At 64.6% G+C, this 22,297-nt stretch carries 25 protein-coding genes, 1 tRNA gene and 1 pseudogene; 17 read left to right on the top strand and 10 right to left on the bottom strand.

Going from position 1 to position 22,297, the window contains the following annotated elements:
* Positions 1 to 9 precede the first annotated feature (9 nt).
* The 3 genes from nthB to EN846_RS13635 all read left to right on the top strand — a co-directional run bounded on the left by nthB (position 10) and on the right by EN846_RS13635 (position 2,304).
* Positions 10 to 669, top strand: coding sequence for a nitrile hydratase subunit beta (gene nthB / locus EN846_RS13645; RefSeq protein ID WP_127285262.1), 660 nt, complete (start codon positions 10 to 12; stop codon positions 667 to 669).
* Positions 656 to 1,024 (top strand): nitrile hydratase accessory protein, encoded by a 369-nt coding sequence (locus EN846_RS13640; RefSeq protein WP_127392164.1) that lies wholly within the window; start codon positions 656 to 658, stop codon positions 1,022 to 1,024. Before nthB ends, EN846_RS13640 begins: the two co-directional genes overlap by 14 nt.
* Before the next feature lie 152 nt (positions 1,025 to 1,176).
* The gene (locus EN846_RS13635) at positions 1,177 to 2,304 is read left to right on the top strand and encodes an ATP-dependent RecD-like DNA helicase (RefSeq protein ID WP_127285265.1); all 1,128 of its coding nucleotides are present in this window, start codon (positions 1,177 to 1,179) and stop codon (positions 2,302 to 2,304) included.
* Positions 2,305 to 2,316: 12 nt separating this feature from the next.
* On the opposite strand, the gene EN846_RS13630 is transcribed toward EN846_RS13635, so the two are convergent.
* Complete coding sequence (locus EN846_RS13630) at positions 2,317 to 2,721, bottom strand: STAS/SEC14 domain-containing protein (RefSeq protein WP_127392163.1); 405 nt, start codon at positions 2,719 to 2,721, stop codon at positions 2,317 to 2,319.
* A 145-nt stretch (positions 2,722 to 2,866) separates the two neighbouring features.
* Here EN846_RS13630 and EN846_RS13625 point away from each other — a divergent pair, with 145 nt between their 5' ends.
* On the top strand, positions 2,867 to 3,607 hold the full coding sequence (locus tag EN846_RS13625) for a pyridoxine 5'-phosphate synthase (RefSeq protein ID WP_127392162.1): 741 nt from the start codon (positions 2,867 to 2,869) through the stop codon (positions 3,605 to 3,607).
* 103 nt (positions 3,608 to 3,710) lie between these two features.
* Positions 3,711 to 5,630 (top strand): potassium transporter Kup, encoded by a 1,920-nt coding sequence (locus tag EN846_RS13620; RefSeq protein ID WP_127285268.1) that lies wholly within the window; start codon positions 3,711 to 3,713, stop codon positions 5,628 to 5,630.
* Positions 5,631 to 5,685: 55 nt separating this feature from the next.
* On the opposite strand, the gene EN846_RS13615 is transcribed toward EN846_RS13620, so the two are convergent.
* Positions 5,686 to 6,579: an SDR family oxidoreductase gene (locus EN846_RS13615; RefSeq protein ID WP_127394059.1), complete on the bottom strand. Its 894-nt coding sequence runs from the start codon at positions 6,577 to 6,579 to the stop codon at positions 5,686 to 5,688.
* A gap of 138 nt (positions 6,580 to 6,717) precedes the next feature.
* Between EN846_RS13615 and EN846_RS13610 the strand changes: the two genes are divergently transcribed.
* Positions 6,718 to 7,128, top strand: a complete 411-nt coding sequence (locus EN846_RS13610) for a helix-turn-helix domain-containing protein (RefSeq protein ID WP_127394058.1) — start codon at positions 6,718 to 6,720, stop codon at positions 7,126 to 7,128.
* A gap of 78 nt (positions 7,129 to 7,206) precedes the next feature.
* Positions 7,207 to 8,445: an NAD(P)/FAD-dependent oxidoreductase gene (locus tag EN846_RS13605; RefSeq protein WP_128346671.1), complete on the top strand. Its 1,239-nt coding sequence runs from the start codon at positions 7,207 to 7,209 to the stop codon at positions 8,443 to 8,445.
* On the opposite strand, the gene EN846_RS13600 is transcribed toward EN846_RS13605, so the two are convergent.
* A complete protein-coding gene (locus EN846_RS13600; RefSeq protein WP_127392873.1) occupies positions 8,393 to 9,157 on the bottom strand; it encodes a glutathione S-transferase family protein in 765 nt (254 codons plus the stop codon). The two genes, EN846_RS13605 and EN846_RS13600, sit on opposite strands and share 53 nt — an antisense overlap.
* A 96-nt stretch (positions 9,158 to 9,253) precedes the next feature.
* Here EN846_RS13600 and EN846_RS13595 point away from each other — a divergent pair, with 96 nt between their 5' ends.
* From EN846_RS13595 to ilvC, 3 genes are all read left to right on the top strand, one after another.
* Positions 9,254 to 9,709 carry a MarR family winged helix-turn-helix transcriptional regulator gene (locus EN846_RS13595; protein WP_127283379.1) on the top strand — a complete coding sequence of 152 codons (456 nt, stop codon included), beginning with the start codon at positions 9,254 to 9,256 and terminating at the stop codon, positions 9,707 to 9,709.
* 160 nt (positions 9,710 to 9,869) lie between these two features.
* Positions 9,870 to 10,523 carry a TetR/AcrR family transcriptional regulator gene (locus EN846_RS13590; protein ID WP_127392874.1) on the top strand — a complete coding sequence of 218 codons (654 nt, stop codon included), beginning with the start codon at positions 9,870 to 9,872 and terminating at the stop codon, positions 10,521 to 10,523.
* 26 nt (positions 10,524 to 10,549) lie between these two features.
* Complete coding sequence (gene ilvC, locus EN846_RS13585) at positions 10,550 to 11,569, top strand: ketol-acid reductoisomerase (protein WP_127283377.1); 1,020 nt, start codon at positions 10,550 to 10,552, stop codon at positions 11,567 to 11,569.
* 266 nt (positions 11,570 to 11,835) lie between these two features.
* Here the strand turns inward: ilvC and EN846_RS13580 are convergent.
* Positions 11,836 to 12,124, bottom strand: a pseudogene (locus EN846_RS13580) (PilZ domain-containing protein).
* Between EN846_RS13580 and EN846_RS35135 the strand changes: the two are divergent.
* Positions 12,018 to 12,284, top strand: coding sequence for a hypothetical protein (locus EN846_RS35135; RefSeq protein ID WP_189379756.1), 267 nt, complete (start codon positions 12,018 to 12,020; stop codon positions 12,282 to 12,284). The pseudogene EN846_RS13580 and the gene EN846_RS35135 sit on opposite strands and share 107 nt — an antisense overlap.
* Here the strand turns inward: EN846_RS35135 and EN846_RS13575 are convergent.
* Positions 12,275 to 12,853 (bottom strand): BA14K family protein, encoded by a 579-nt coding sequence (locus tag EN846_RS13575; protein WP_127392875.1) that lies wholly within the window; start codon positions 12,851 to 12,853, stop codon positions 12,275 to 12,277. The genes EN846_RS35135 and EN846_RS13575 overlap by 10 nt on opposite strands.
* A 166-nt stretch (positions 12,854 to 13,019) precedes the next feature.
* Between EN846_RS13575 and EN846_RS13570 the strand changes: the two genes are divergently transcribed.
* Both EN846_RS13570 and EN846_RS13565 read left to right on the top strand, forming a co-directional pair.
* On the top strand, positions 13,020 to 14,132 hold the full coding sequence (locus EN846_RS13570) for an endonuclease/exonuclease/phosphatase family protein (RefSeq protein WP_127392876.1): 1,113 nt from the start codon (positions 13,020 to 13,022) through the stop codon (positions 14,130 to 14,132).
* 28 nt (positions 14,133 to 14,160) lie between these two features.
* Positions 14,161 to 14,886, top strand: coding sequence for a hypothetical protein (locus tag EN846_RS13565; RefSeq protein WP_127392877.1), 726 nt, complete (start codon positions 14,161 to 14,163; stop codon positions 14,884 to 14,886).
* A gap of 4 nt (positions 14,887 to 14,890) precedes the next feature.
* On the opposite strand, the gene EN846_RS13560 is transcribed toward EN846_RS13565, so the two are convergent.
* On the bottom strand, positions 14,891 to 15,961 hold the full coding sequence (locus EN846_RS13560; protein ID WP_127392878.1) for a 1-aminocyclopropane-1-carboxylate deaminase: 1,071 nt from the start codon (positions 15,959 to 15,961) through the stop codon (positions 14,891 to 14,893).
* Between the two features lie 146 nt (positions 15,962 to 16,107).
* Between EN846_RS13560 and EN846_RS13555 the strand changes: the two genes are divergently transcribed.
* Entirely contained in the window at positions 16,108 to 16,584 is a 477-nt protein-coding gene (locus tag EN846_RS13555) for an Lrp/AsnC ligand binding domain-containing protein (RefSeq protein WP_127283371.1), read from the top strand.
* Positions 16,585 to 16,605: 21 nt separating this feature from the next.
* On the opposite strand, the gene EN846_RS13550 is transcribed toward EN846_RS13555, so the two are convergent.
* The 4 genes from EN846_RS13550 to EN846_RS13535 all read right to left on the bottom strand — a co-directional run bounded on the left by EN846_RS13550 (position 16,606) and on the right by EN846_RS13535 (position 20,152).
* Positions 16,606 to 16,848, bottom strand: coding sequence for a hypothetical protein (locus EN846_RS13550; protein ID WP_127283370.1), 243 nt, complete (start codon positions 16,846 to 16,848; stop codon positions 16,606 to 16,608).
* Positions 16,849 to 16,939: 91 nt separating this feature from the next.
* Positions 16,940 to 18,157: an ABC transporter permease gene (locus EN846_RS13545; RefSeq protein WP_127283369.1), complete on the bottom strand. Its 1,218-nt coding sequence runs from the start codon at positions 18,155 to 18,157 to the stop codon at positions 16,940 to 16,942.
* Entirely contained in the window at positions 18,154 to 18,861 is a 708-nt protein-coding gene (locus EN846_RS13540; protein WP_127393495.1) for an ABC transporter ATP-binding protein, read from the bottom strand. The genes EN846_RS13545 and EN846_RS13540 overlap by 4 nt, the downstream gene beginning before the upstream one ends.
* 4 nt (positions 18,862 to 18,865) lie before the next feature.
* Entirely contained in the window at positions 18,866 to 20,152 is a 1,287-nt protein-coding gene (locus tag EN846_RS13535; protein WP_128346733.1) for an efflux RND transporter periplasmic adaptor subunit, read from the bottom strand.
* 101 nt (positions 20,153 to 20,253) lie between these two features.
* On the opposite strand from EN846_RS13535, the gene EN846_RS13530 reads away from it, so the two are divergent.
* From EN846_RS13530 to EN846_RS13520, 3 genes are all read left to right on the top strand, one after another.
* On the top strand, positions 20,254 to 21,159 hold the full coding sequence (locus EN846_RS13530; protein WP_127393497.1) for a PhzF family phenazine biosynthesis protein: 906 nt from the start codon (positions 20,254 to 20,256) through the stop codon (positions 21,157 to 21,159).
* Between the two features lie 106 nt (positions 21,160 to 21,265).
* Positions 21,266 to 21,341 (top strand) — tRNA-Lys (locus EN846_RS13525).
* A gap of 120 nt (positions 21,342 to 21,461) precedes the next feature.
* On the top strand, positions 21,462 to 22,283 hold the full coding sequence (locus EN846_RS13520; RefSeq protein WP_127393498.1) for a hypothetical protein: 822 nt from the start codon (positions 21,462 to 21,464) through the stop codon (positions 22,281 to 22,283).
* Positions 22,284 to 22,297: the final 14 nt, after the last annotated feature.

The following is a 22,297-nucleotide window of genomic DNA, read 5'->3' as shown; positions in this document are numbered from 1 at the left end:
GGAGCCGGCATGAACGGGCCGCAGGATCTCGGCGGGCAGATGGGCTTTGGGCCGGTCGCGCCCGAAACGGACGAGCCCTATTTCCATGCCGGCTGGGAAAGGCGGGCACTCGGCGTGACGCTCACCGCCGGCGCCATGGGCGCCTGGAACATCGACGAAAGCCGGCATGCGCGGGAATCGCTGCATCCGGCCGATTACTATTCATCGAGCTACTACCAGATCTGGATCAAGGCGCTGGAAGTGCTGCTCAAACGGCATGGCTTCGTCAGCGACCGCGATCTGGCCGAGGGCCGGGCGGTCGATCCGGCAGCTGCTCCCAAGAGAGTGCTGAAGGCGGAAAACGTCCCGGCAGCGCTGGCCAGGGGCGGCCCGTGCAACCGGCCGGTCGCCACGCCGGCGCGGTTCAGGGCCGGCGACCGGGTGCTCATGAAGAATTTCAATCCGACCGGGCACACGCGGCTGCCGCGCTACGCACGCGGCAGGCAAGGCACCGTCGAGGTCGTGCGCGAGGGCTTTGTCTTCCCCGACAGCAATGCGCATGGGAAAGGCGAGAACCCGCAATGGCTCTATACGGTGGTCTTCGACGGCACCGAGGTCTGGGGCGAGGGCGCCGACCCGACGCTGACCGTGTCGATCGACGCCTGGGAGAGCTATCTTGAGCCGGCGTGAAGACCTCCCGGCGGACTTCGACGAGCCGGTCTTCGCCGAGCCGTGGCAGGCCGAGGCCTTCGCCATGACCGTGGCGCTGCACGACAAAGGTCTGTTTTCCTGGAGCGAATGGGCCGATGCGCTGTCCGCCGAAGTGAAGAGGCCGGATGCGGCAGCGGACAGGCATGACTATTACGAGCACTGGCTGGCGGCGCTGGAAAGCCTGCTGTCAGCCAAGGGCGTTGCCGGCAGGAGCGATGTCGATCGACTTGCCGCCGCCTGGGAGCGCGCCGCGCACGCCACACCGCACGGCAAGCCGATCCTGCTCGAGAACGATCCTGGGCTTAGCGCAGGCCGTGGCGGGCCGGGTGTGTAGGCACACTGATTGAAATCGGCATCTGTTCTCTTTACGTTCTCATTGTCGCCTGATAGCCTGCCGAGCCAGTGGTGGGTAACGGCCGCCGCCGCTGACAGTAGTTGTCGGCAGCCGATCTTGTCTTTCGCTTGCGAATCCGGTCTTTCCAGCTGATGGAATTCTCTCCCCAACAGGATGAGGCGTTGAAGGCAGTCGCGCGCTGGCTGAAAGACGGCCGGCCGCAGATCTTCCGGCTATTTGGCTATGCCGGCACCGGCAAGACGACGCTGGCGCGCTATTTCGCCGAGCATGTCGACGGCCAGGTGCAGTTCGCCGCCTTCACCGGCAAGGCGGCGCAGGTGCTGCGCTCCAAGGGCGCGGTCAACGCCCGCACCATCCATTCGCTGATCTACAGGCCGAAGGGCGAGGAATCGGTCTCGGACGAGGTGACCGGCAAGACCTCGATCTCGCCGACCTTCTCGCTCAACCGGCAAAGCCCGATCGCGCGCGCCAAGCTCGTCGTCATCGACGAGTGCTCGATGGTCGACGAGCAGCTCGGCCGGGACCTGATGAGCTTCGGGACGCCGATCCTGGTGCTTGGCGATCCGGCGCAGCTGCCGCCGATCTCGGGCGGCGGCTTCTTCACCGAGCACGAGCCGGACGTGCTGCTCACCGAGATCCATCGCCAGGCGCGCGACAATCCGATCATCCGGCTGGCGCTCGACGTGCGCGAGGGCCGCGAATTCATGCGCGGCGACTACGGCTCGGCGCAGGTCATCGGCAAGGAAGACGTCAACCAGGAGCTGGTGCTGAAGGCGGATCAGGTGCTGGTCGGCACCAACCGCACGCGGCGGCGCTATAACCAGCGGCTGCGCGAACTGAAGGGGTTCAATGCCGATTTCCCGCAGGCCGGCGACAAGCTGGTCTGCCTGCGCAACGACCCCGCCAAGGGCCTGCTCAACGGCTCGCTGTGGAAGGTGATGACCTCGTCGCGCGAGACGGTGAAGCCCGGCATCAACCTGCTGGTCTCGCCGGAAGAGGACGATCCGGACCGCGGCGTCGCCAAGATCAAGCTGCTCAAGGCGGCGTTCGAGGACCCCGACGCCGAGATCCCCTGGCAGCAGAAGAAACGTTTCGACGATTTCGACTATGGCTATGCGCTGACCGTGCACAAGGCGCAGGGCTCGCAATGGAACGACGTCGTGCTGTTCGACGAAAGCTGGGCGTTCAAGGAAACCCGCCAGCGCTGGCTCTATACCGCCATCACACGCGCGGCCGAGCGGCTGACCGTGGTCAGATAGGCCGATCCGGCCTCAGCGACGTTCGACGGGCCTGGCGCCGAGCCAGCGCCAGGCATCCGCCTCGTCTTGCGCTTCGAAATGCCGGAGCTCGAAGGGCAGGGGCGCGGCGAAGAAGCCTTGCGCGTAAGGCACCCAGTCGGGCTTGCCGACCGCGGCGCAGCGGCGGACATGCTCGAGCGCGTGGGCCGTGCCCTGCTTGACGGTTTCATCCGACACATCGGCCCAGTCGACGCCCTCGTGGTCGACCATGCGCACCAGCACGTCGATCTTGGCGTGCAGCGCATAGGCCGCCTCGAGCAGGCCGAACAGGTTTTCCGCATCGGCTGGCGTGACATGGCCGACCACATCGACGGCGAACAGGGTGTCGCGGTCGGTGTCGACGCGCCGGATTGCCGGAACGGACTCGAGGAAGTTCACGGGCACTTTCCTCCTGCTCAATGTTGGGTCGTACCCCTGGAACACCCGAAACCCTCTGTCTGTTCCCGTCAAAGACGCTATAGATGCGCGCAATTCAAACGCGGCGGCGCCCAATCGGGCGCCCAGAGGAGCCCGAGCCGAAGCCATGCCCGCCAAGCTTTCCGTAAACCTCAACGCCATCGCCATGCTGCGCAATCGCCGCGACCTGCCGTGGCCGAGCGTCATAAGGCTCGGGCGTATCGCGCTTGCGGCGGGCGCGCATGGACTGACCGTGCATCCGCGACCCGACGAGCGGCACACGCGGCGCACCGACCTGCCCGAGATCAGGGCGCTGATCGACGACGAGTTCCCGAAGGCGGAATTCAACATCGAAGGCCACCCCACCGAGGAGTTCCTGGCGCTTGTCGAAAAGCATCAGCCCGACCAGGTGACGCTGGTTCCGGACGATCCGAGCCAGGCAACCTCGGACCATGGCTGGAACTTCATCGCCGACGCGGCGTTCCTCACTCCGATCGTCAAGCGACTGAAGAAAGGCGGCTTCCGCGTGTCCCTGTTCTCCGATCCGGATCCGGGCGGCATCAATGCCGCGCGCGACACCGGCGCCGACCGTATCGAGCTCTATACAGGTCCCTACGGTAGCTGCCATTCCGATTCCGCCAAGGCGGCCAAGGAGCTGGAAAGATTGGGAAAAACCGCTGATGCGGCATTTGCCGCCGGGCTGCAGGTCAATGCCGGGCACGACCTCACGGTGGCCAATCTGCCGGCGCTGGCCAGGCGCGTTCCGGCATTGGCGGAAGTGTCGATCGGACACGGGTTGACAGCCGATGCGTTGGAGTATGGCATGGCCGGCACGGTGGGACGGTTTCTCGGAGCTTGCGGTTGGTAGGAAGGCGAGCCCCGCGTTGCCGACATGGAAGCCATAACGTGACGGCACTTGATATTGCATCGCAGCAAGCGTAGAGCACCGCGCGTTTATCGGAGTGTCGTTTATGGCCCTTGCCAACACTGGTAGTGAGGCAGAACCCGTCGACCAATCGAGCCATCCCGAAATCGAGCAGCACAGCACCAAGGTGTTGATGCTTGGCGCGCTCGGGGTGGTCTATGGCGACATCGGCACCAGCCCGATCTACGCCTTCCGCGAAGCTTTGGTGGCGTCGTCCGGCGGCAACGTCGCCGATCGCGGCGACATCCTCGGCGTGCTGTCGCTGATCATCTGGTCGCTGACCATCATCGTCACCATCAAATACATCAACTTCGTGCTGCGCGCCGATAACCGCGGCGAGGGCGGCGTGCTGTCGCTGATGGCGCTGGCGCGCGGCAGTTTCCCGACGCGCTCGGCAATCATCCTCGGAATTGGCATCGTCGGCGCTTCATTGTTTTTCGGCGATGCGGTGATCACGCCGGCGATCTCTGTGCTTTCGGCGGTCGAAGGCATGAATGTCGTCACGCCGACGTTCCAACCCTATGTGGTGCCGCTGACGCTGGTCATCCTGGCGATCCTGTTTTCGGTGCAGCGCTTCGGCACCGGCGGCGTCGCGCTGATCTTCGGCCCAATCACGGCGGTCTGGTTCCTGGCGATCGGCCTGTCCGGCCTCAACCACATCATCGCCGACCCCGAAATCCTCCTGGCGGTCAGCCCGCATTACATCGTCGCCTTCCTGATCAATTCGCCAGATGTGGCCTTCGTCACTATCGGCGCCATCTTCCTCGCCGTCACCGGCGCCGAGGCGCTCTATGCCGACCTCGGCCATTTCGGGCGCAAGCCGATCGTGCTCGCCTGGCTGTCGATCGTGTTTCCCTGCCTGCTGCTCAACTATGTCGGCCAAGGCGCCTTCGTGCTCGCCAATGGCGGCACCGTTGGCCATCCCTTCTTCGAGATGAACCAGGGCTGGACGCTGATCCCGATGGTGGTGCTGGCGACCGCCGCCACCGTGATCGCCAGCCAGGCGGTGATCTCCGGCGCCTTTTCGCTGACCAGGCAGGCGGTGCAGCTCAACATGCTGCCGAGGCTCGAGATCCTGCACACGTCGGAAAAGCAGTCCGGCCAGATCTACATGCCGCGCGTCAATCTGCTGCTGGCGCTGGTGGTGATGCTCTTGGTGGTCGGTTTCGGCGAATCCAGCAAGCTCGCCTCGGCCTACGGCATCTCGGTGACCGGCAACATGCTGGTGACGACGGTGCTGCTCTATGTCGTCATGACGCGCATCTGGAAATGGCAGCTTTGGGTGGCGGTGTCGATGACGGCGCTGTTCGCCTTCATCGACGTCGGCTTCTTCGCCTCCAACATCGTCAAGGTGTTCGAGGGCGGCTGGGCGTCGCTGGCGGTGGCCTTCACGATCATCCTGGCCATGTGGACCTGGGTGCGGGGCAGCCGCTACCTGTTCGACAAGACCCGCCGCAACGAGATCCCGCTCGATTTCCTGGCCGGTAATTTGCTGAAGAAGAAGCCGCAATTGGTGTCCGGCACGGCCGTGTTCCTGACCAGCGATCCCTTGAGCGCGCCGACCGCGCTGATGCACAGCCTGAAACACTACAAGGTGCTGCACGAGCAGAACGTCATCCTGTCGGTGGTGACGGCGCCGCAGCCGGTGGTGCCCGACAGCGACCGCGTCAAGATGGAGACGGTCAACGAGCTGTTCATGCGGGTGACGCTGACCTTCGGCTATATGGAGCAGCCGAACATCCCGCGCGCGCTGGCGATCTGCCGCAAGCAGGGCTGGAAGTTCGACATCATGACGACGTCGTTCTTCCTGTCGCGGCGCTCGCTGAAAGCTTCGCCCAATTCCGGCATGCCGGTGTGGCAGGACAGGCTGTTCATCGGCCTGGCGCGCACGGCAGCCGATGCCACGGAGTATTTCCAGATTCCGACGGGGCGCGTGGTGGAGATCGGCACGCAAGTCGCCATCTGACAGCGGAGCAAAAGGCCGTGCCGCACGGCACGGCCTTCGCACAGAATGCGTCGCTCTAGCCGGCGAACGCGGCCTTGTTGGCTTCGAGGAACTGCTTCAGCGACTTCGGCTTGCGTCCCGACAGCGTCTCGATCGCGTCCGTCACCATGGAGATGCGGCCGGAGCGGGTGTTGGCGTCGAAGGAAACGATGACGCGGGCGAATTCCTCGGGAACGCCGGCCGCCTTCACGCCTTCGGTCAGGGCCTCGTCGGGCAGCTGAATGACTTCCAGCGGTTTGCCGGTGACCTCGCTGACGAGGGCGGCGATCTCTGTCGTCGTATAGGCTTGGGGGCCGGTCAGCGTGTGGATCCGGCTGTCGGTCGAGCCGGAGGCGAGGCCGGCGGCAATCGCGGCGGCCATGTCGTCGCGCGCGCCATGGGCGATGCGCCCTTCGCCCGCCGACGTATACCACTTGCCCGAGGCAATTGCGTGCGGCAGCGCCAGGAACAGGTTCTCCTGGTACCAGCCGTTGCGGAAGATCGTGTAGGCGATCCCGCTCGCCTTGATCGCCTGTTCGGTGCCGTAGTGATCGCCGGCAAACAGCACCGGCGAACCCGGCTCCGGATTGGGCATCGAGGTGTAGAGCAGGTGGGAGACGCCGGCCGCCTTGGCTGCGGCCACCGCCGCCTGATGCTGCTTCAGGCGCCGGTCGCTCTTGAGGTCGAGGTCGCCGGTGGAGATGATCAGCACGCGGTCGGCGCCCTTGAAAGCCTCTTCCAGCGAGGCCTGGTCGTTGAAGTCGGCCGCCCTGACGGTGATGCCGAGCGCCGCCAGATCGGCGAGGCTTTCGGGATTGCGCGTGGTGGCGATGATGCGTGCCGGCGCAATCTTTTGCGCGTCGAGCAGGTGGCGCAGGACGCTGCGGCCAAGCTGGCCGGAGGCGCCGGTGACGAGAAGGGTTTCGCTCATGGGGAGATCCTGATTTTGCGCCGAAGCGGCGGGTGCTCTTTGATGGTCTCAAAAAGAGACCAGCACTAAATTAGGAATTGACCGCTCCCCGTAAAGAAGGCAGTTTTCCGGGACGTAGGCACACGCAGGGAACCAGCGATGGACGGCAAGATCGTCAATCTGAAATCGAAGATCGAGATCTACAAGGCGATGACGAACGGCGCCAATTTCGCCGATTGCCCGGTTCGCGACGTCATGCAAGGCATGAACGGCAAATGGAGCCCGTTGCTGGTGACGGCGCTTGCGGAAAAGCCTTATCGCTTCGGTGAACTGCGGCGGCTGGTTCCCGACATCTCGCAGCGCATGCTGACCCAGACGCTGCACGAATTGCAGCGCGACGGCTACGTCCATCGCGAGGTGTTCCCAACCAAGCCGCCAAGCGTCGAATACAGCCTGACCGATCTCGGCCGTTCGATGTTCGTGCCCCTGTATCAGCTCGTCCAGTGGGCGGAACTCAACCATGACGCGGTGCGCGAGGCGCGAGCCGCATTCGACGCCGCGCAGGCCTGACCCACGCTGCGACGGCGCGGTGGCTTGATTTAGCCATGCCGCTGAAGGATTGTCCGGCCACCTCGGGTTGGGCGGGCAATGCAAAAATCTCTGCACATCGCGATTGCCGGCGCCGGGCCGGCCGGGCTGGCCACCGCGCTCTATCTCAAGCGGGCAGGGCACCGGGTCACTATCTTCGAGCGGTTCGATGAGCCGAAGCCGGTCGGTTCCGGGCTGATCCTGCAGCCGACCGGGCTCAGCGTGCTGGCCGAACTCGGCCTGCTCGGCGACATCCTTTCGCTGGGCAGCCGCATCGATCGCCTGCACGGCGCCGACGCCAGAAGCGGCCGCACGGTGCTCGACGTCCGCTACGATGCCCAACGCGGCGGCCGCTTCGGGCTGGCGGTGCATCGGGCGGCGCTGTTCGGCGTGCTGTTCCGCGCCGCCCGGCGCGAAGCGATCGCGATCGAGACCAATGTCGAGGTCGAAGCGCTGGAAGCTGGCGAAAAGGTGCTGCTGGTTTGCGGCAAGGGACGCAAGGCAGGGTCGTTCGATCTGGTCGTCGACGCCAGTGGCGCGCGCTCGAAGCTGCGCCAAGGCCTGAACGATCCGGCCGAGGCGCGGCCGCTCGCCTATGGCGCGTTCTGGGCCTCGCTCGGCTGGAAGGACGAGGGCTTTGACGAGAACGCGCTGCTGCAGCGCTATGACAAAGCGAGCGTGATGATCGGCGTGCTGCCGATCGGCCGGCCCGAGCCAGGCGCCGAACGGATGGCGGCCTTCTTCTGGAGCCTGAAGCCGGCGGATGCCGAGAGCGTCCGCGCCGCGGGGCTCGATGCCTGGAAGGCGAGGGTGGTCTCGCTGTGGCCGGAGTGCGCCGCCTTCACCGACCAGATCGAGAGTTTCGAGCAACTGTCGCTGGCGCGCTATGGCCATCACACGATGAGGCAGCCCATCGGTCGGCGGCTGGCGGTGATCGGCGACGCGGCCCATTCGACCAGCCCGCAGCTCGGCCAGGGGGCGAACATGGCGCTGCTCGACGCGGCGGCGCTCAGCCATGCGCTTGCGCGGGCGGGCAGCGTCGATGCGGCGCTGGAGGGCTACGCAAAGGCGCGGCGCTGGCACGTGCGCATCTTCCAGGCGCTGTCGCTGGCCTTCACGCCGTTCTATCAGTCCGATTCCGTGGCGCTGCCGTCCATCCGCGACCGCCTGGTGGCGACGATCGCCAAAATCCCACCGGCGCCACAGTTGCTGGCTTCGATGGTGGCCGGAACGGTGGTCGACCCGTTCAGGCGTATCGGGCTTCAGGAAGCGGGGTGGCCTGATCGCGCTGCCGGATGAGTTCCGAGAGATGGGAAGCCTTGGCCCGCAGGAAAGCCTCGAGGCGCTGCGGATAATCAGGATCGACCGCGTCCTTCACCGACTGCCGTCCGCTCAATGCACGGCGCCACGCCTGGACAAGGGGCTTTCCACCGAGGATGCCGAAATCGCCGATCTCGTCGAAGACGTCGAAATAGCGGAAGATCGGGCCATAGACGGCGTCGACCAGAGAAAAACGCTCGCCGGCGAACCAGGGGCCGGGGCTGGTGCGGCCTGCTAGTTCCGCTTCGAGCCGATCGAACATCGCCGACAGGCCTTTGCTCTCGGCGGTGAAGGCGGCCTCGCTGGAGGCGGCAAAGAAGCGGCCGATGGCGTTCAGCGTGGCCGAGCCGAACTCGATCCAGGCGCGGTGCCGGGCGCGTGTCAGCGGATCGGCTGGGTGTAGCGGATTGGCCTCGGTTTCCTCGAGGAATTCGAGGATGACGGCGGACTCGAAAATCACCGTCTCTTCGCCGTCGCGATCGACGCTGAGCAGCGGCACCTTGCCGAGCGGCGATCTCGCCCTGAACCAGGCCGGCTTGTCGGCGAGATCGATCATGACGCGCTCGAACGGCACGCCCTTCTCGGCAAGGGCAATCGCCGCGCGTTGCACATAGGGGCAGAGGTGATGGCTGACGAGGGTCAGCTTGCTGGTCTCACTTTCCCCGGTGACCTTGCAGATTTCGTGTTTCATCCGATGACTCCATATAGATGCAGTTGCATTGATATGGATGCAAATGCATCGAACGTCAAGCTTGATGCAATTGCATCTATCGCTTAGGCTGCGCACATGACGAAGACATCGCCTTCACCCGCCGCCATAAAGGCCTGGGCGCGCCTGATGCGCGTTTCGCGCCAGCTCATGGAAAAGGTCGAGGATGCGCTAAAGGAGAACGGCCTGCCGCCGCTCGCCTGGTACGACGTGCTGCACGAGCTTGCCGAAGCGGGCGAGGGCGGGCTGCGGCCGTTCCAGCTCATCGAGCGGACCTTGTTTGCGCAATACAACATCTCGCGGCTGCTGGCCCGGCTCGAGGCCGATGGCCTGATCGAGAAGCTGCCGGTCGCGGATGACGGCCGCGGCCAGACCATCCGCATCACCGGCAGCGGGCGCGAGACCCGCCGCCGCATGTGGGCCGCCTACGGGCGGTCGATCGCCGAGCTGGTGGGCGCCAGGCTTCCGGTCGAGGACCTTGAGACACTGGCCACCCTGCTCGGCAGGTTGCGCGATCCGCCTGCCGGCGACTGAGCCAGCCAAGACCTGGCGGGTTGCGCGCTGCATCTGGATACCAAAATGATTTTCTCCATTTTGTCCTTGCGTCGGCAGCAGGATTGCGCAATATGCCGAACCGTAACGTACGGTACGCCACCAAGAACGGGCGTGACCTTTCATCAGGCGAGAAAGAAACGTGTTGCAGGCCGGCGCCGAGATCGACAGCAGCGAAGCGCTGACGGAGCGGCAGCAGGCCGTTCTCGACGCCGCCCTTCGCCTGCTGGTCGAGGAGGGCGACAGCCTGACCATGACCGCGGTGGCGCGGCGGGCAAGCTGCTCCAAGGAAACGCTCTACAAATGGTTCGGTGACCGCGACGGGCTGCTGACGGCGACGGTGCAGTGGCAGGCCTCCAAGGTTCGCGTGGCGCCCGTCGACCGCAAGGGCCTCGACATCGCCTCGCTGACGGCGAGCCTCGAACGCTTCGCCTCGGACTGGCTCAAGGTGATTTCGAGCGACACCTCGATCGCGCTGAACCGGGTAGCCGTCGGCCATGCCGGTTCCGGCAAGGATGACCTCGGCGCCATAGTGCTGCAGAATGGACGTTTCGCGCTCGCCAGGCGCTTGAAGCCGGTGCTGGAAGCGGGACGCGAGGCCGGATTGCTGGATTTCGCGGATGCCGAAACGGCATTCCGCACCTTTTTCGGGCTGGTCGCCCGCGATGTGCAGATGAGGCTTCTGCTCGGCGACCGGCTGGAATTGACTGAGGCGACGATCGGTGGCGATGCCGCCCGTGCGACGCAGCAGTTTCTCGCTCTCCATGGAGCAAACAACCGGCCGCAAGGCCTCTGATCTTCAAAACGGGAAGGAAGACGAAAATGCGTGTCTATTACGATCGTGACGCCGATCTCAACCTCATCAAGGGCAAGAAGGTCGCCATCATCGGCTATGGCAGCCAGGGCCGGGCGCATGCGCTCAACCTCAAGGAGTCCGGTGTCAAGGACATCGCCATCGGTCTTAAGGCCGGCTCGGCGACCGCCAAGAAGGTCGAGGCCGACGGGCTCAAGGTGTTGACCGTCGCGGACGCCGCCAAATGGGCCGACCTGATGATGATGGCGACGCCGGATGAATTGCAGGCCGACATCTACAAGAACGAGATCGCGCCGAACATCCGCGATGGCGCGGCGATTGCCTTTGCGCACGGCCTCAACGTGCATTTCGGCCTGATCGAGCCGAAGTCGACCGTGGACGTCGTCATGATTGCGCCGAAGGGTCCGGGCCACACCGTGCGTGGCGAATACCAGAAGGGCGGCGGCGTGCCGTGCCTGGTGGCCGTCAACCATGATGCTTCCGGCAATGCGCTCGATCTGGCGCTCTCCTACGCCTGCGGCGTCGGCGGCGGCCGCTCCGGCATCATCGAGACCAATTTCCGCGAGGAATGCGAGACCGACCTGTTCGGCGAGCAGGTGGTGCTCTGCGGCGGCCTGGTCGAGCTGATCCGCGCCGGCTTCGAGACGCTGGTGGAAGCCGGCTACGCGCCGGAAATGGCCTATTTCGAGTGCCTGCACGAGGTCAAGCTGATCGTCGACCTGATCTATGAAGGCGGCATCGCCAACATGAACTACTCGATTTCGAACACCGCCGAATGGGGCGAATATGTCTCGGGTCCACGCATCATCACCGCCGAGACCAAGGCCGAGATGAAGCGCGTGCTGAAGGATATCCAGACCGGCAAGTTCACCTCGGAATGGATGCAGGAATACCGGGCCGGCCTGGCGCGCTTCAAGGGCATCCGCCGCAACAACGACAGCCACCAGATCGAAGAGGTCGGTGCGAAGCTGCGCGCGATGATGCCGTGGATCGCCAAGAACAAGCTGGTCGACAAGGCAAAGAACTGAGGCGATCCACGGTCTTTGCATTGCGCGTCCTCGGGCTTCGCCCTGCGGACGCGCGGTGCCAATTCTACCCTGCCGGCCATCTGCCGCGGGTTTCTGCGCTTCCGGTGCGCGCGGACTTCAATATCCGCTCCGGTTCTCGCAACCCGCACCAGCTGACTCGGCAGGGCGAATTGTCATCAAGCTTCCGGTCGAGAAACACCGAGCCGGCGGAGCAATCCGCCGGCTTTTCGTTAAGCGGATGAGTTCGCGGTGGAAAAGAGCCCGCTTCAGCCGTAGTGCCAGTGCGGCTTCGGTTCGGTGCCGGTGAACTCGACGCCGATGCGGCCGTCGCGGCGCCAGCGCACCACGGCCTTGTAGCCGATGCCGTCGGTCGGCACGTAGAGCAGGAATTCGTCGGGCACGCGCGCCTCGATCGGGACTTTCAGTTCGGCACCGCCGGCATGCATGTATGTTGCGCAGCGTGCATTTGACTTCCGAATTGGCGATGCCGGTCAGGATCGACGCGCCCTTCAGCACGCGCTGCCTGCGCTTGTCCCTGTTTTCGTCCTCGGCCATGGCTTTCCGCTGCCGGGCGATCCGGTCAGCCTATGTGATAGACCCGCCTGATGAACAGCGCGTTAGCGCCGATGGCGTCATGCCGCTGCCCAGGCAAAAACGGCGCCGCGAGGCGCGGCGCCGTTCGAGCATTCTTCGATTCCTTGCCGCTCAGCTATAGGGCGACCAGCACTGCTGGCGCGGGCCGTTATAGGGCTGGAACGTGTTGTCCCATGCCCGGTACGAGCGGTAGCGGTCGTAGCACCACTGGACATGCGCGCTTGAGAGACGCTGCGTCCGGTAGATCCGCCGGGGCTGAGCGTAGTAGCCGTTGTTGTAGTAGCCGTTGTTGTAGTACAGGCTGCCAAGGCCGAGACCCAGGCCAAGACCAAGAATTGCGGCATCGGAATCTCGGAAATGGCGGCGGTGATGGTGGCGTCTCCAGCGCCAGTCGTCGCCGTTCCAGTTATTGTCACCATCCCAGTTGCGGGAGAAATTGCGCTCGCGGAAATTGCCGGACCGCCAGCGGCCGTCGCGGTTACGCCAGCGCCATTCCTGATTGTTGAGTTGCCGGTCATTGCCGCCGGCCCACTCGTCGCGGACGGGCGTGATGCCCGGCGCCGCCAGGTTGGACGGGACGGACAGGTCTGGCTCAAGGATCGGACCGGCCAGCGACGGCGCCGTCACGCCCGCCACAAGACCCAGCGTCAGCAGACCGGATCTCAACGAAGACAAAAAGAGCGTTTTCATTGCACACTCCGAAGATTTCAGGCCCCACGCCCAGAATACCCCGGGAAGAGGCCCATTTATGGAACTTGCCGTCTGAACGGCGGATGAACGGAAAGGTTCCGTCAACCATGACGGGCGCATGGGAGGCCCTTGTCTTCATCGGGAGTTCTGGGCAAAGGTCACGGCCATGTCGCTGCGCCTTGCCACCTTCAATGTCGAGAACCTGATGAACAGGTTCGATTTTTCCGGCTACCGCAACCAGCTCAACGAGGATCGCACGCTGGCGCTGTTCGATATCCAGAGCGAGGCCGAGTACAAGATGCTCGAGCAGGCGCGCGCCATTTCCCAGTCCGACGACACTCGCCAGCTCACCGCGCTGGCGATCGCCGCCACCCGTGCCGACATCATCTGCATGCAGGAAGTCGACAATATCGAGGCGCTGAAGGCCTTCGAATATGGCTATCTGTTCAAGATGGTCGGGCAGGGCTACCGGCAGAAATACACCACGGCCGGCAATGATTCACGCGGCATCGACGTTGCCGTGATGATGCGCAGCGAGACGGCCGAGGGCCAGCCGATCGAATTCGTGCGCATGACCAGCCACGCCCACGTCACCTTCGAGCAATTCGGCCTGTTCACGCCGGAACTGGCGACACTCGGCTATCAGGCCATCGAGCGCATCTTCCGGCGCGACTGCCTCGAGGTCGACCTGAAGGTCGGCGGCGTACCGCTGACGCTTTATCTCGTCCACTTCAAGTCGATGGGGTCGCCGCGCAACGGCCTCGACGGACGCGAGGCGACCATGCCGCTGCGCATCGCCGAGGCGCAGGCGGTGCGCCGCATCATCGAGGAGCGCTTCGGCAAGGATCACGCCGCCGACAAGCGCTGGGCGATCTGCGGCGACATGAACGACTACCGGCAGCGGGTGAAGATCGAGGGCGACAGCGTCGACGGCTTCCGCTTCCAGGTGATCGACGAGAGCCAGTCCTGCATTAACGTGCTGACCGCCGGCGGCTTCTGCGAAAACGTTGTCGAGCGACGGCCGGAGATGGACCGCTGGAGCTTTTACCACACGCGCGGTCCGGAAGAGCGGCACCTCTGCCAGCTCGACTATATCCTGCTGTCGAAGGGGCTGGCGGCGAAGAACGCGACCGCCGTTCCCGACATCGTCCGCAACGGCCAGCCCTGGCGCACCATCTTTCCGGCGGGCCAGGAGGTCGAGCGCTTCCCGCGCGCCGGCTGGGACCGGCCGAAGGCCTCCGACCATTGCCCGGTGGTGATCGCCCTGGACATGGCCTGAGCCGGATCTCAACACACCTCCGAGTAAGATGAGCTTCGACCTCCCACGCAACGTCATCCTGCCGGTCGACAAGGTCGATGTCCGGCTCGACCCCGGCCCGCATCCGTTCGAACGCGACAACGCCGAGGCGATCGCCGAGAACTGGCGGCGCGAGATGGGGGCAAACCCAGCGCTGTTCGACGGCACGGTGGTGTTGCTCTCGGCGCTCGCCTATCGCGACGGCGGGCTCGTCGGCCGCTGCCATGCGGTGAAGTATTCGACCTTCATGCTGTGGCGGAAGAAGCGCGAGGCGAGCGGCGCCGAGCATGCCTATGCGCATGCCATGCTGGTCGCCGGCGACAATGCGCTGGTGGCGATCCGCATGGGCGCGCATACCGTCAATGCCGGCCGCGTCTACTTCGCCGCCGGCTCGTTCGAGCCGATCGATTTCCGCGACGGCCTCGTCGATGTCGACTTCAACATGATCCGCGAAGTGCGCGAGGAGACTGCGATCGACCTGTCTGGCGCCGAACGCGGCCGGCGTTATCACGCGCTGTCGACGCCGAGCGGCACGGTGATCTTCCGCCGCTATCGGGTCAGCGAGCCAGCCGACGAGATCGCGCGGCGCATCAGCGCCTTCGTCGCCACGGAGGCGGAACCGGAGATCGAAGGTCCCGTCGTCATCCGCGATGCCACCGACCTGCCGGACGGGCTGATGGGACATATGAAGCCGCTGATCGAATGGCATTTCGCGGGCGGCGACGAAGTCCTGTAATGCCTCATGGGAAGATCGGCGGCAGCGCCTCGTCCGGCATGCTTTTCCGGGAGCCGCCGTCGTCCTTATAGTAATAGCTGTAGCCGTTGATGGCCGGCGCGCCGCCGAGATGCGCGTAGAGAATTCGCGAGCCCTCGGGGAAGAAGCCCTTCCTGGTCAGGTCGATCAGGCCCTGCATCGACTTTCCCTCGTAGACCGGATCGGTGATCATGGCCTCGGTGCGGGCCGCCAGCCGGATCGCGTCGTTCGTGGCGTCCGACGGAACGCCATAGGCGGGATAGGCATAGTCGGGGTTGATGACGATCTCGTCGTCGCGGACGGCGCGGCCGAGCCCGACGAGGGCGGCGGTGTCGTCGACGATGCGGCGGACCTGGGCGCGGGTCTGGTCGAGCGTGCCGGAGGCGTCGATGCCGATCACCCGGTCGGCACGGTTTTGCGCGGCGAAGCCGACGATCATGCCGGCCTGCGTCGAGCCGGTCACGACGCAGACGATGATGTAGTCGAAGGCAAAGCCGAGCTCGGCTTCCTGCCGGGCCACCTCCTCGGCGAAGCCGACATAGCCCAGCCCGCCGAACTTGTGCACCGAGGCGCCGGCCGGGATCGGATAGGGCTTGCCGCCGGCATCCTTCACCGACTGGATGGCGTCCTCCCAGCTTTTGCGGATGCCGATGTCGAAACCGTCGTCGACCAGCCGGCTGTCGGCGCCCATCAGGCGTGTCATCAGGATGTTGCCGACCCGGTCGTAGACCGCGTCGTAGTGAGGCACCCATTTCTCCTGGATCACCACGCATTTCATGCCGATCTTGGCAGCCGTCGCGGCGACCATCCGCGTATGGTTCGACTGGACGCCGCCGATCGACACCAGTGTGTCGGCGCCGGACCGAAGAGCATCCGGCACGATGTATTCGAGCTTTCGCAATTTGTTTCCGCCCATCGCCAGCCCGGAATTGCAATCGTCGCGCTTTGCGTAGACCTGCACCTTGCCGCCCAGCGCAGCGCTCAGCCGCGGCAGATGCTCGATCGGTGTCGGGCCGAAGGTCAGCGGATAGCGTACAAACTTGGCGAGAAGTGACATCGTTCTGTCTCCGCTTCTGGTGATTTTCATGAAGCGATCATAGGCGCAGTGGCTCGAAAGGTGCTCTCGAACTTGCGGGCGGATTTTTCACATCTCCCGCAAATCAGCGATATGATTGGCCTAACCATTCGAAGAGGGCAGCAGAAATGGAAGAATCTTCCGCCGAAACTCTGGATCGCATCGACGTCAAAATCCTGCGCGCCCTTCAGGCCGAGGGACGGTTGACCAATGCCGAACTGGCGGCCCGCGTGAACGTCAGCGCTGCCACCTGCCACCGGCGCACGCAGCGCCTGTTCGAGGAGGGCTATATCACCGGAGTCAGGGCGGAGATCGCCCCCGCTACGGTCGGCCTTGGCGCGCTGGTGATGGTCGGCGTCGTGCTCGACCGCTCGACGCCCGAAAGCTTCGCCGCTTTCGAGGAGGCCGTGCTGAAGCTCAAGGAGGTCCTCGACTGCAATCTGGTGGCCGGCGACTTCGACTATCTGTTGAAGATACGGGTCCGCGACATGGCGGATTTCAACAAGCTGCACGGGCAGAAGCTGATCGCGCTGCCGGGCGTTCGGCAAACCCGGACCTTCTTCGTCATGAAGGAGGTCAAGGAGAACGCGCGGCTTCCGTTCTGAGAGGGCCGCTCTTGGTGGTGGTCAGCGCTGTCCCTTATCCGGCAATGCCTTACGGTCGTTGCGGGCGGCGACGAAGAACAGGATCACGCCGAGGCCAAGCAGCGCGCCCATCGCCATTCCCATCGTCTGGCCGACGACCTCCTGGAAATTCGCGGCGACGCGATCGGGATTCTGGAGGCCGTAGCTGGCGAGATACCACCACAGGCCAGCCAGGCCGGCCTCGATGATCGCCAGCGTCAGGACCAGCCGCGCCTTCTTGCTCATTCGTATCTCCCCCATGCGCCAAAGGTCACAGCAGTAGCATTGCAGGATGCGCGGCGACAGAGGCAGGCGAGAGCGTTTTCCCGCGCCGACTTCACTCGTGCCTGAGCGCGTCGATCGGGTCGAGCCTGGCGCCGCGCAGCGCCGGGAAGAAGCCGAACACCATGCCGATCAGCGCGGAAAAGCCGACGGCGAGCAGGATGACCGCCGGGCTCGGCGCGAAGGGAATGGTCAGCGCCACCGAGGCGATGGCGGCGAGCGAGAGCCCGATCAGGATGCCGATGATGCCGCCGAACAGCGACAGCACCGTCGCCTCGACCAGGAACTGGATGAGAATGTGCTTCTCATGCGCGCCGATCGCCAGCCTGATGCCGATCTCGCGCGTGCGTTCGGTGACCGAGACCAACATGATGTTCATGATGCCGATGCCGCCGACCAGCAGGCTGACGCCGGCGACGGCGCCCAGCATGCCGGTCATGGTGGTGGTAGCACTGGCCATGGCGTCGGCGATCTGTGTCATGTCGCGGATCGAGAAATCGTCATCGCGGTCGGGCGTGACGCGGCGCGTGTCGCGCAGGATGTCCTCGACGCGCGGCTGCAGTTCGGTTGTCGGTGTGCGGTCGTCGGCGGCGATGTAGATGGAATCGATGTCGCGGTTGCCGGCGATGCGGCGCTGGTAGGCGGCAAGCGGCATCAGCACGACATTGTCCTGGTCCTGGCCGAAGCCGGTGTAGCCCTTGGGTTCCAAGAGGCCGATGATCTTGCAGGAGGTGCGGTTGACGCGGATGGTCTCTCCTTCCGGATCGCCGGCGCCGAAGAATTGCTGGCGCACCGTCTCGCCGACCAGGCAGACCCCGGCGCCGGCGCGGGTCTCGGAATCGCTGAACGGACGCCCCGAGACCAGCTTCCAGTCGCGCGCGTCGAGATAGGCGCTGTCGGTGCCGGTGACGCCCGATGTCACGCTTTCGGTGCCGAAGATGACGCGGACCTGCTTTTGCGAGGCGGGCGAGATGGCGCGCGCGCCGTCGAGATGCTTGACGAGCGCGGCAAGGTCCTTGTCGGCAAGCGGACGAACGACCTGGTCGAGCCCGCCCGGTCCGCCTGGCCCGGCCGGGCGGCCGGAGCGGACGACGAGCAAATTGCTGCCGAGCTTGGAAATGTCGGACTTGACCTTCTGGGTGGTGCCGGAGCCGATGGTCAGCATGGCGATGACGGCGGCGACGCCGATGACAATGCCGAGCAAGGTCAGGAACGAGCGCAGCACGTTTCGCCGGATCGAGATCAGCGAAAGGCGAACTGTCTCCCAGATCATTGGGCCGCCTCCAGTTTGTTGGAGTCGGACGCGACATGGCCGTCGAGGAAGCGGATCGTGCGCTCGGCATAGGCCGCCACGTCGGCCTCGTGGGTGACCATGACGATGGTGAGGCCAAGCCCGGCGTTGAGCCGCGTCAACAGCTCCATGATCTCGTGCGTGCGGGCGGTGTCGAGATTGCCGGTCGGCTCGTCGGCGACGAGCAGCGTCGGCCTGGTGACGATGGCGCGCGCGATCGCCACCCGCTGCTGCTGGCCGCCCGAGAGTTCGGCCGGCGTGTGGTGCTCGCGCCCGACAAGGCCGACCTCGGCCAGTGCCTGCATGGCAAGCTGGCGACGCTGGCGCGCGGCGACGCCGCGATAGATCAGCGGCAGCTCGACATTCTCGGCCGCCGTGGTGCGCGGCAGCAAATTGTAGCCCTGGAAGACGAAGCCGACATAGAGGTTGCGCAGCATGGCGCGGCGGTTGCGGTCGAGCCGGCCGGCATCGATGCCCTCGAAACTGTAGGTCCCGGCCGTCGGCGTGTCGAGGCAGCCGATGATGTTCATCGCCGTCGACTTGCCGGAACCCGACGGCCCCATGATGGCGACGAATTCACCCTTGCGGATGGCGAGATCGACGCCGGCCAGCGCGTGCACACGGGCCTCGCCCTGGCCGTAGCTTTTCCAGACCTTGTCGAAGGCAATCAGCGTGGAGCCTGACACGGCGTCAGTTCCGCAGCTGCGAGCCGGTGATGACCTGCGCGCCCTCGTCGAGGCCGGACGTGATCTCGGTCAGCTCGCCGTCGGTGGAACCGACCCTGACGTTGACCGCGTGCGGCCGGCCGTTTTCCAGCACATAGAGCGTGCGCGAGCCGTCGGTCGGTCTCGGCGCCGCGTCGCGCTGACGGCCGGGGCGGCCCATGCGGCCGGTGAACAGGTCGCGCAGGCTCCATGTGCGGGCGACCGGCGGCGCCGGCCGGTAGCGGAAGGCGGTGGCTGGCACGGTGAGCACGCCCTTGGCCTGCCTGGTGACGACCGAGACGGTGGCGGTCATGCCGGGTCGGAGCAGCAGCTCGCCGTTGTCGACCTCCAGCCGAGCATTGTAGGTGACGACGCCATCGGTGGTGACAGAGGCATAAGAGATGTCGCGGATCTCGGCGTCGAAGGGCCGCTCCGGAAAGGCATCGACGGTGAAGCGGGCATGCTGGCCGGGCTTGACCGAGCCGATATCGGCCTCGTCGACCGCAGCCTGCAGTTCCATGTTCCTCAGGTCGGCGGCAATGATGAACAGCACCGGCGCCTGCAGCGAGGAGGCGACCGTCTGGCCGGGGTCGACCGAACGGGTCAGCACGATGCCGTCGATCGGCGCGTAGATCGTGCTCTTGGCGAGATCGGTCTGCTGCGCCTTGAGGTCGGCATTGGCGATGGCAAGGTTGGCCTCGGCGCTGTCTCGCGCAGCCTTGGCGCGGTCGCGCGTCGCGGTCGCCGCCTCGAGCGACTGGTCGGTCGCCATGCCGCGCTTGGTGAGCTCGTTCGCGCGTGTCAGCGCGTTCTCGTTCTCCTTCAGCGTCACCGTGGCGTCCTCGACACTGGCCGCGGCCGCCCTGGCCGACGCTTCGGCGCGCTCGATCTGAACTTCGAGCTTGGCGGTGTCGAGCGTCGCCAGCACGTCGCCTTTCTTGACCCGTTGATTCTCCTCGACCGCGACCGATCGGACGACGCCCGAAAGCTCGCTGGAGATGTCGACCTGGGTGAGGGGCTGCAGCGTGCCGGTGGCCGAGACCTGGACGGTGAGGTCGGCGACTGTGGCCGGCACCGTGGTATAATCAATCCTGGCTGGAGAAGCTGAATACAATTGGTAGCCGGCAAAAGCGGCGGCAACGGCGGTCAGCGCCAACAGGGCATAGAGCCAGCCGCGACGGCGTGTTCTGCGCAGGCCCTGATGGTCGAGGCCAAGCGCCGTCTCGATGGCGGAATCCGATTCCGTCTTTGGCGGATTGACAATCTGGTCCACGCTGGACCCCTATAACGCGCAATGTCCCTATCTGTGCACAGATCAGGCTTTGTGGTTCGAATTACAAATTAAATTTCGCCCATGTTGGGATTGAGGCAAGAATGCAGACCCGGAACTACTTGCTCTACGATGTCTTCACGACCGAGCGGCTGGCCGGCAATCCGCTGGCTGTCGTCCTGGACAGCAAGGGGCTGGACACTGCGGCAATGCAGGCCATCGCGCGCGAATTCAATCTGTCCGAAACGGTGTTCGTGCTGCCGCCCGACAACGCCAAGCACCGCGCCCGCATCCGCATCTTCACGCCCGACTATGAAATGCCGTTCGCCGGCCATCCGACCGTCGGTTCGGCGATCGCGCTTGCCGATCTGGCCGGCGAGACCGCCGGCATCTTCGTGCTCGAGGAGAATATCGGCCCGGTGCGCTGCGCGGTGAGCAAGCATGACGGCGCCACCTTCGCCGAGTTCGACCTGGCGAAGCTGCCGGAGCCGCTGGAGCTCTCCGCCGACGCGGAAGCGATCGGCGCCGCGCTTGGCCTTGGACCGCATGAGATCGGCTTCGAGAATCACCGGGTCTCGTTCTGGTCGGCCGGCGTGCCCTACGTGACCATTCCGGTCGCCGACCTGAAGGCGGCGGGCCAGATCCGGCTGGACAACCAGGCCTGGTCGGAACTGGCGCCGCGCAAGAGCGAATGGGCCTTCGCCAGCCCCTATGTCTATTGCCGCGAGACGGTCAACCACGAGAGCGCCTTCCATGTGCGCATGATTGTGCCCGGCAGCCCCTCCTATGAGGACCCGGCGACCGGCTCGGCCGCGGCCGCCTTTGCCGGCGCCATCATGCATTTCGACGGCCCGACCGACGGCATTTCGCAGCTCTGGATCGAGCAGGGGCTGGAGATGGGACGGCCGTCGCGAATCCGCCTCGAGCTCAATGTCGATGGCGGCAAACTGGCCGCCGCCCGCATCGGCGGACATGCTGTCAAGGTGGCGGAAGGCAAGCTTTTTGTCTGATGGGTGCGGCACTTAGGCGATTTGTCGGGAAATGATCCCGGCAGGGCTAGACATCCCGGGAATCGGCGGCTATATGCCCGCCAACGCTGGGTTTTACCGGCCGTGTGGGTGTGTAGCTCAGTTGGTAGAGCAGCTGACTCTTAATCAGCGGGTCCACAGTTCGATCCTGTGCACACCCACCAAATTTTTCTTCAAAGACCTAAGCGAATGCGCGCGAGCTCTACTCCAGCCGCGTCTCTAGCTACCAGCGACCGCAGTGCGTTAAATGAAGCCCAACAAGACTCTCATGGATTGGGCAAGCTATGGATTCGCTCTTACTGCCTGTGCAGCTCAAACTCGACAGAGCGACTCTGCGTGCCAAGAGCTTGCTCGAAATATCGAAGAAGTTGGGCCATGACGTCGCGAGTCATACCGAGCTTTTGCCCGAGCGCAGGGGTTTTCGTCTGATCGTCGACGACATACCGCACTTCAAGTCGCTAGATGATGCATGCCTCGATTTGAGCGAACTCGTTCACATGCTGCGCTCGGCGCTCGACAACCTCGCTTTCGCGTTAGCAAGGGTCAAGCTAGACCCTCCTACTGTGCCCGGCGCGATACACTTTCCCATTCACGAAAGCGAGGCTACGTTTTCCGACAAAAGGATTACAAACTGCTTGTCGCAGATGCCGCCACAAGCTGCAGAGAAAATTACCGAGGTCCAACCGTTTCAGAGAGGGAAGCATCCAGAGATTGGTGATGATGGCAAACCTTCCGATGATCCGCTCCTAGTGCTTCAGAAGTTGAGCAATACAGATAAACACCGGGTTCCGGCGGTGGCTTTGCTCGGGCAGGTTAAGCAGGATCACAGTCACACCGTCGAGTTCTACTCGGAAGAGGACGCTTCGGCCAACGTTCCCCCTGATACGTCAGTCGCGGTAGATCCTCTCCGGCCTGGCCTGGTCGTCCTGGAGTATAGGACGAATTGCCCGATTAAGTCGGCAACTGGACAATGGGCAATCGAAGCGAGATTGATGGTCTCAGTCGATGGCGGTTGGCTGCCTTTCGAGCAAACGGTTGAACAACTCGTTTGGTACGTGAACCTGATTGCAGATCAATTTCGGCCTTTCTTCAAGGGTGAAGCCTAACGGACAGCTACGGC

Source organism: Mesorhizobium sp. M4B.F.Ca.ET.203.01.1.1 (assembly GCF_004791025.1).
In the GTDB taxonomy this organism is placed as follows: Bacteria; Pseudomonadota; Alphaproteobacteria; order Rhizobiales; family Rhizobiaceae; genus Mesorhizobium; species Mesorhizobium abyssinicae.
Note: the sequence above shows the minus strand (reverse complement) of the source record. Positions and strands in the feature narration are given on the sequence as shown.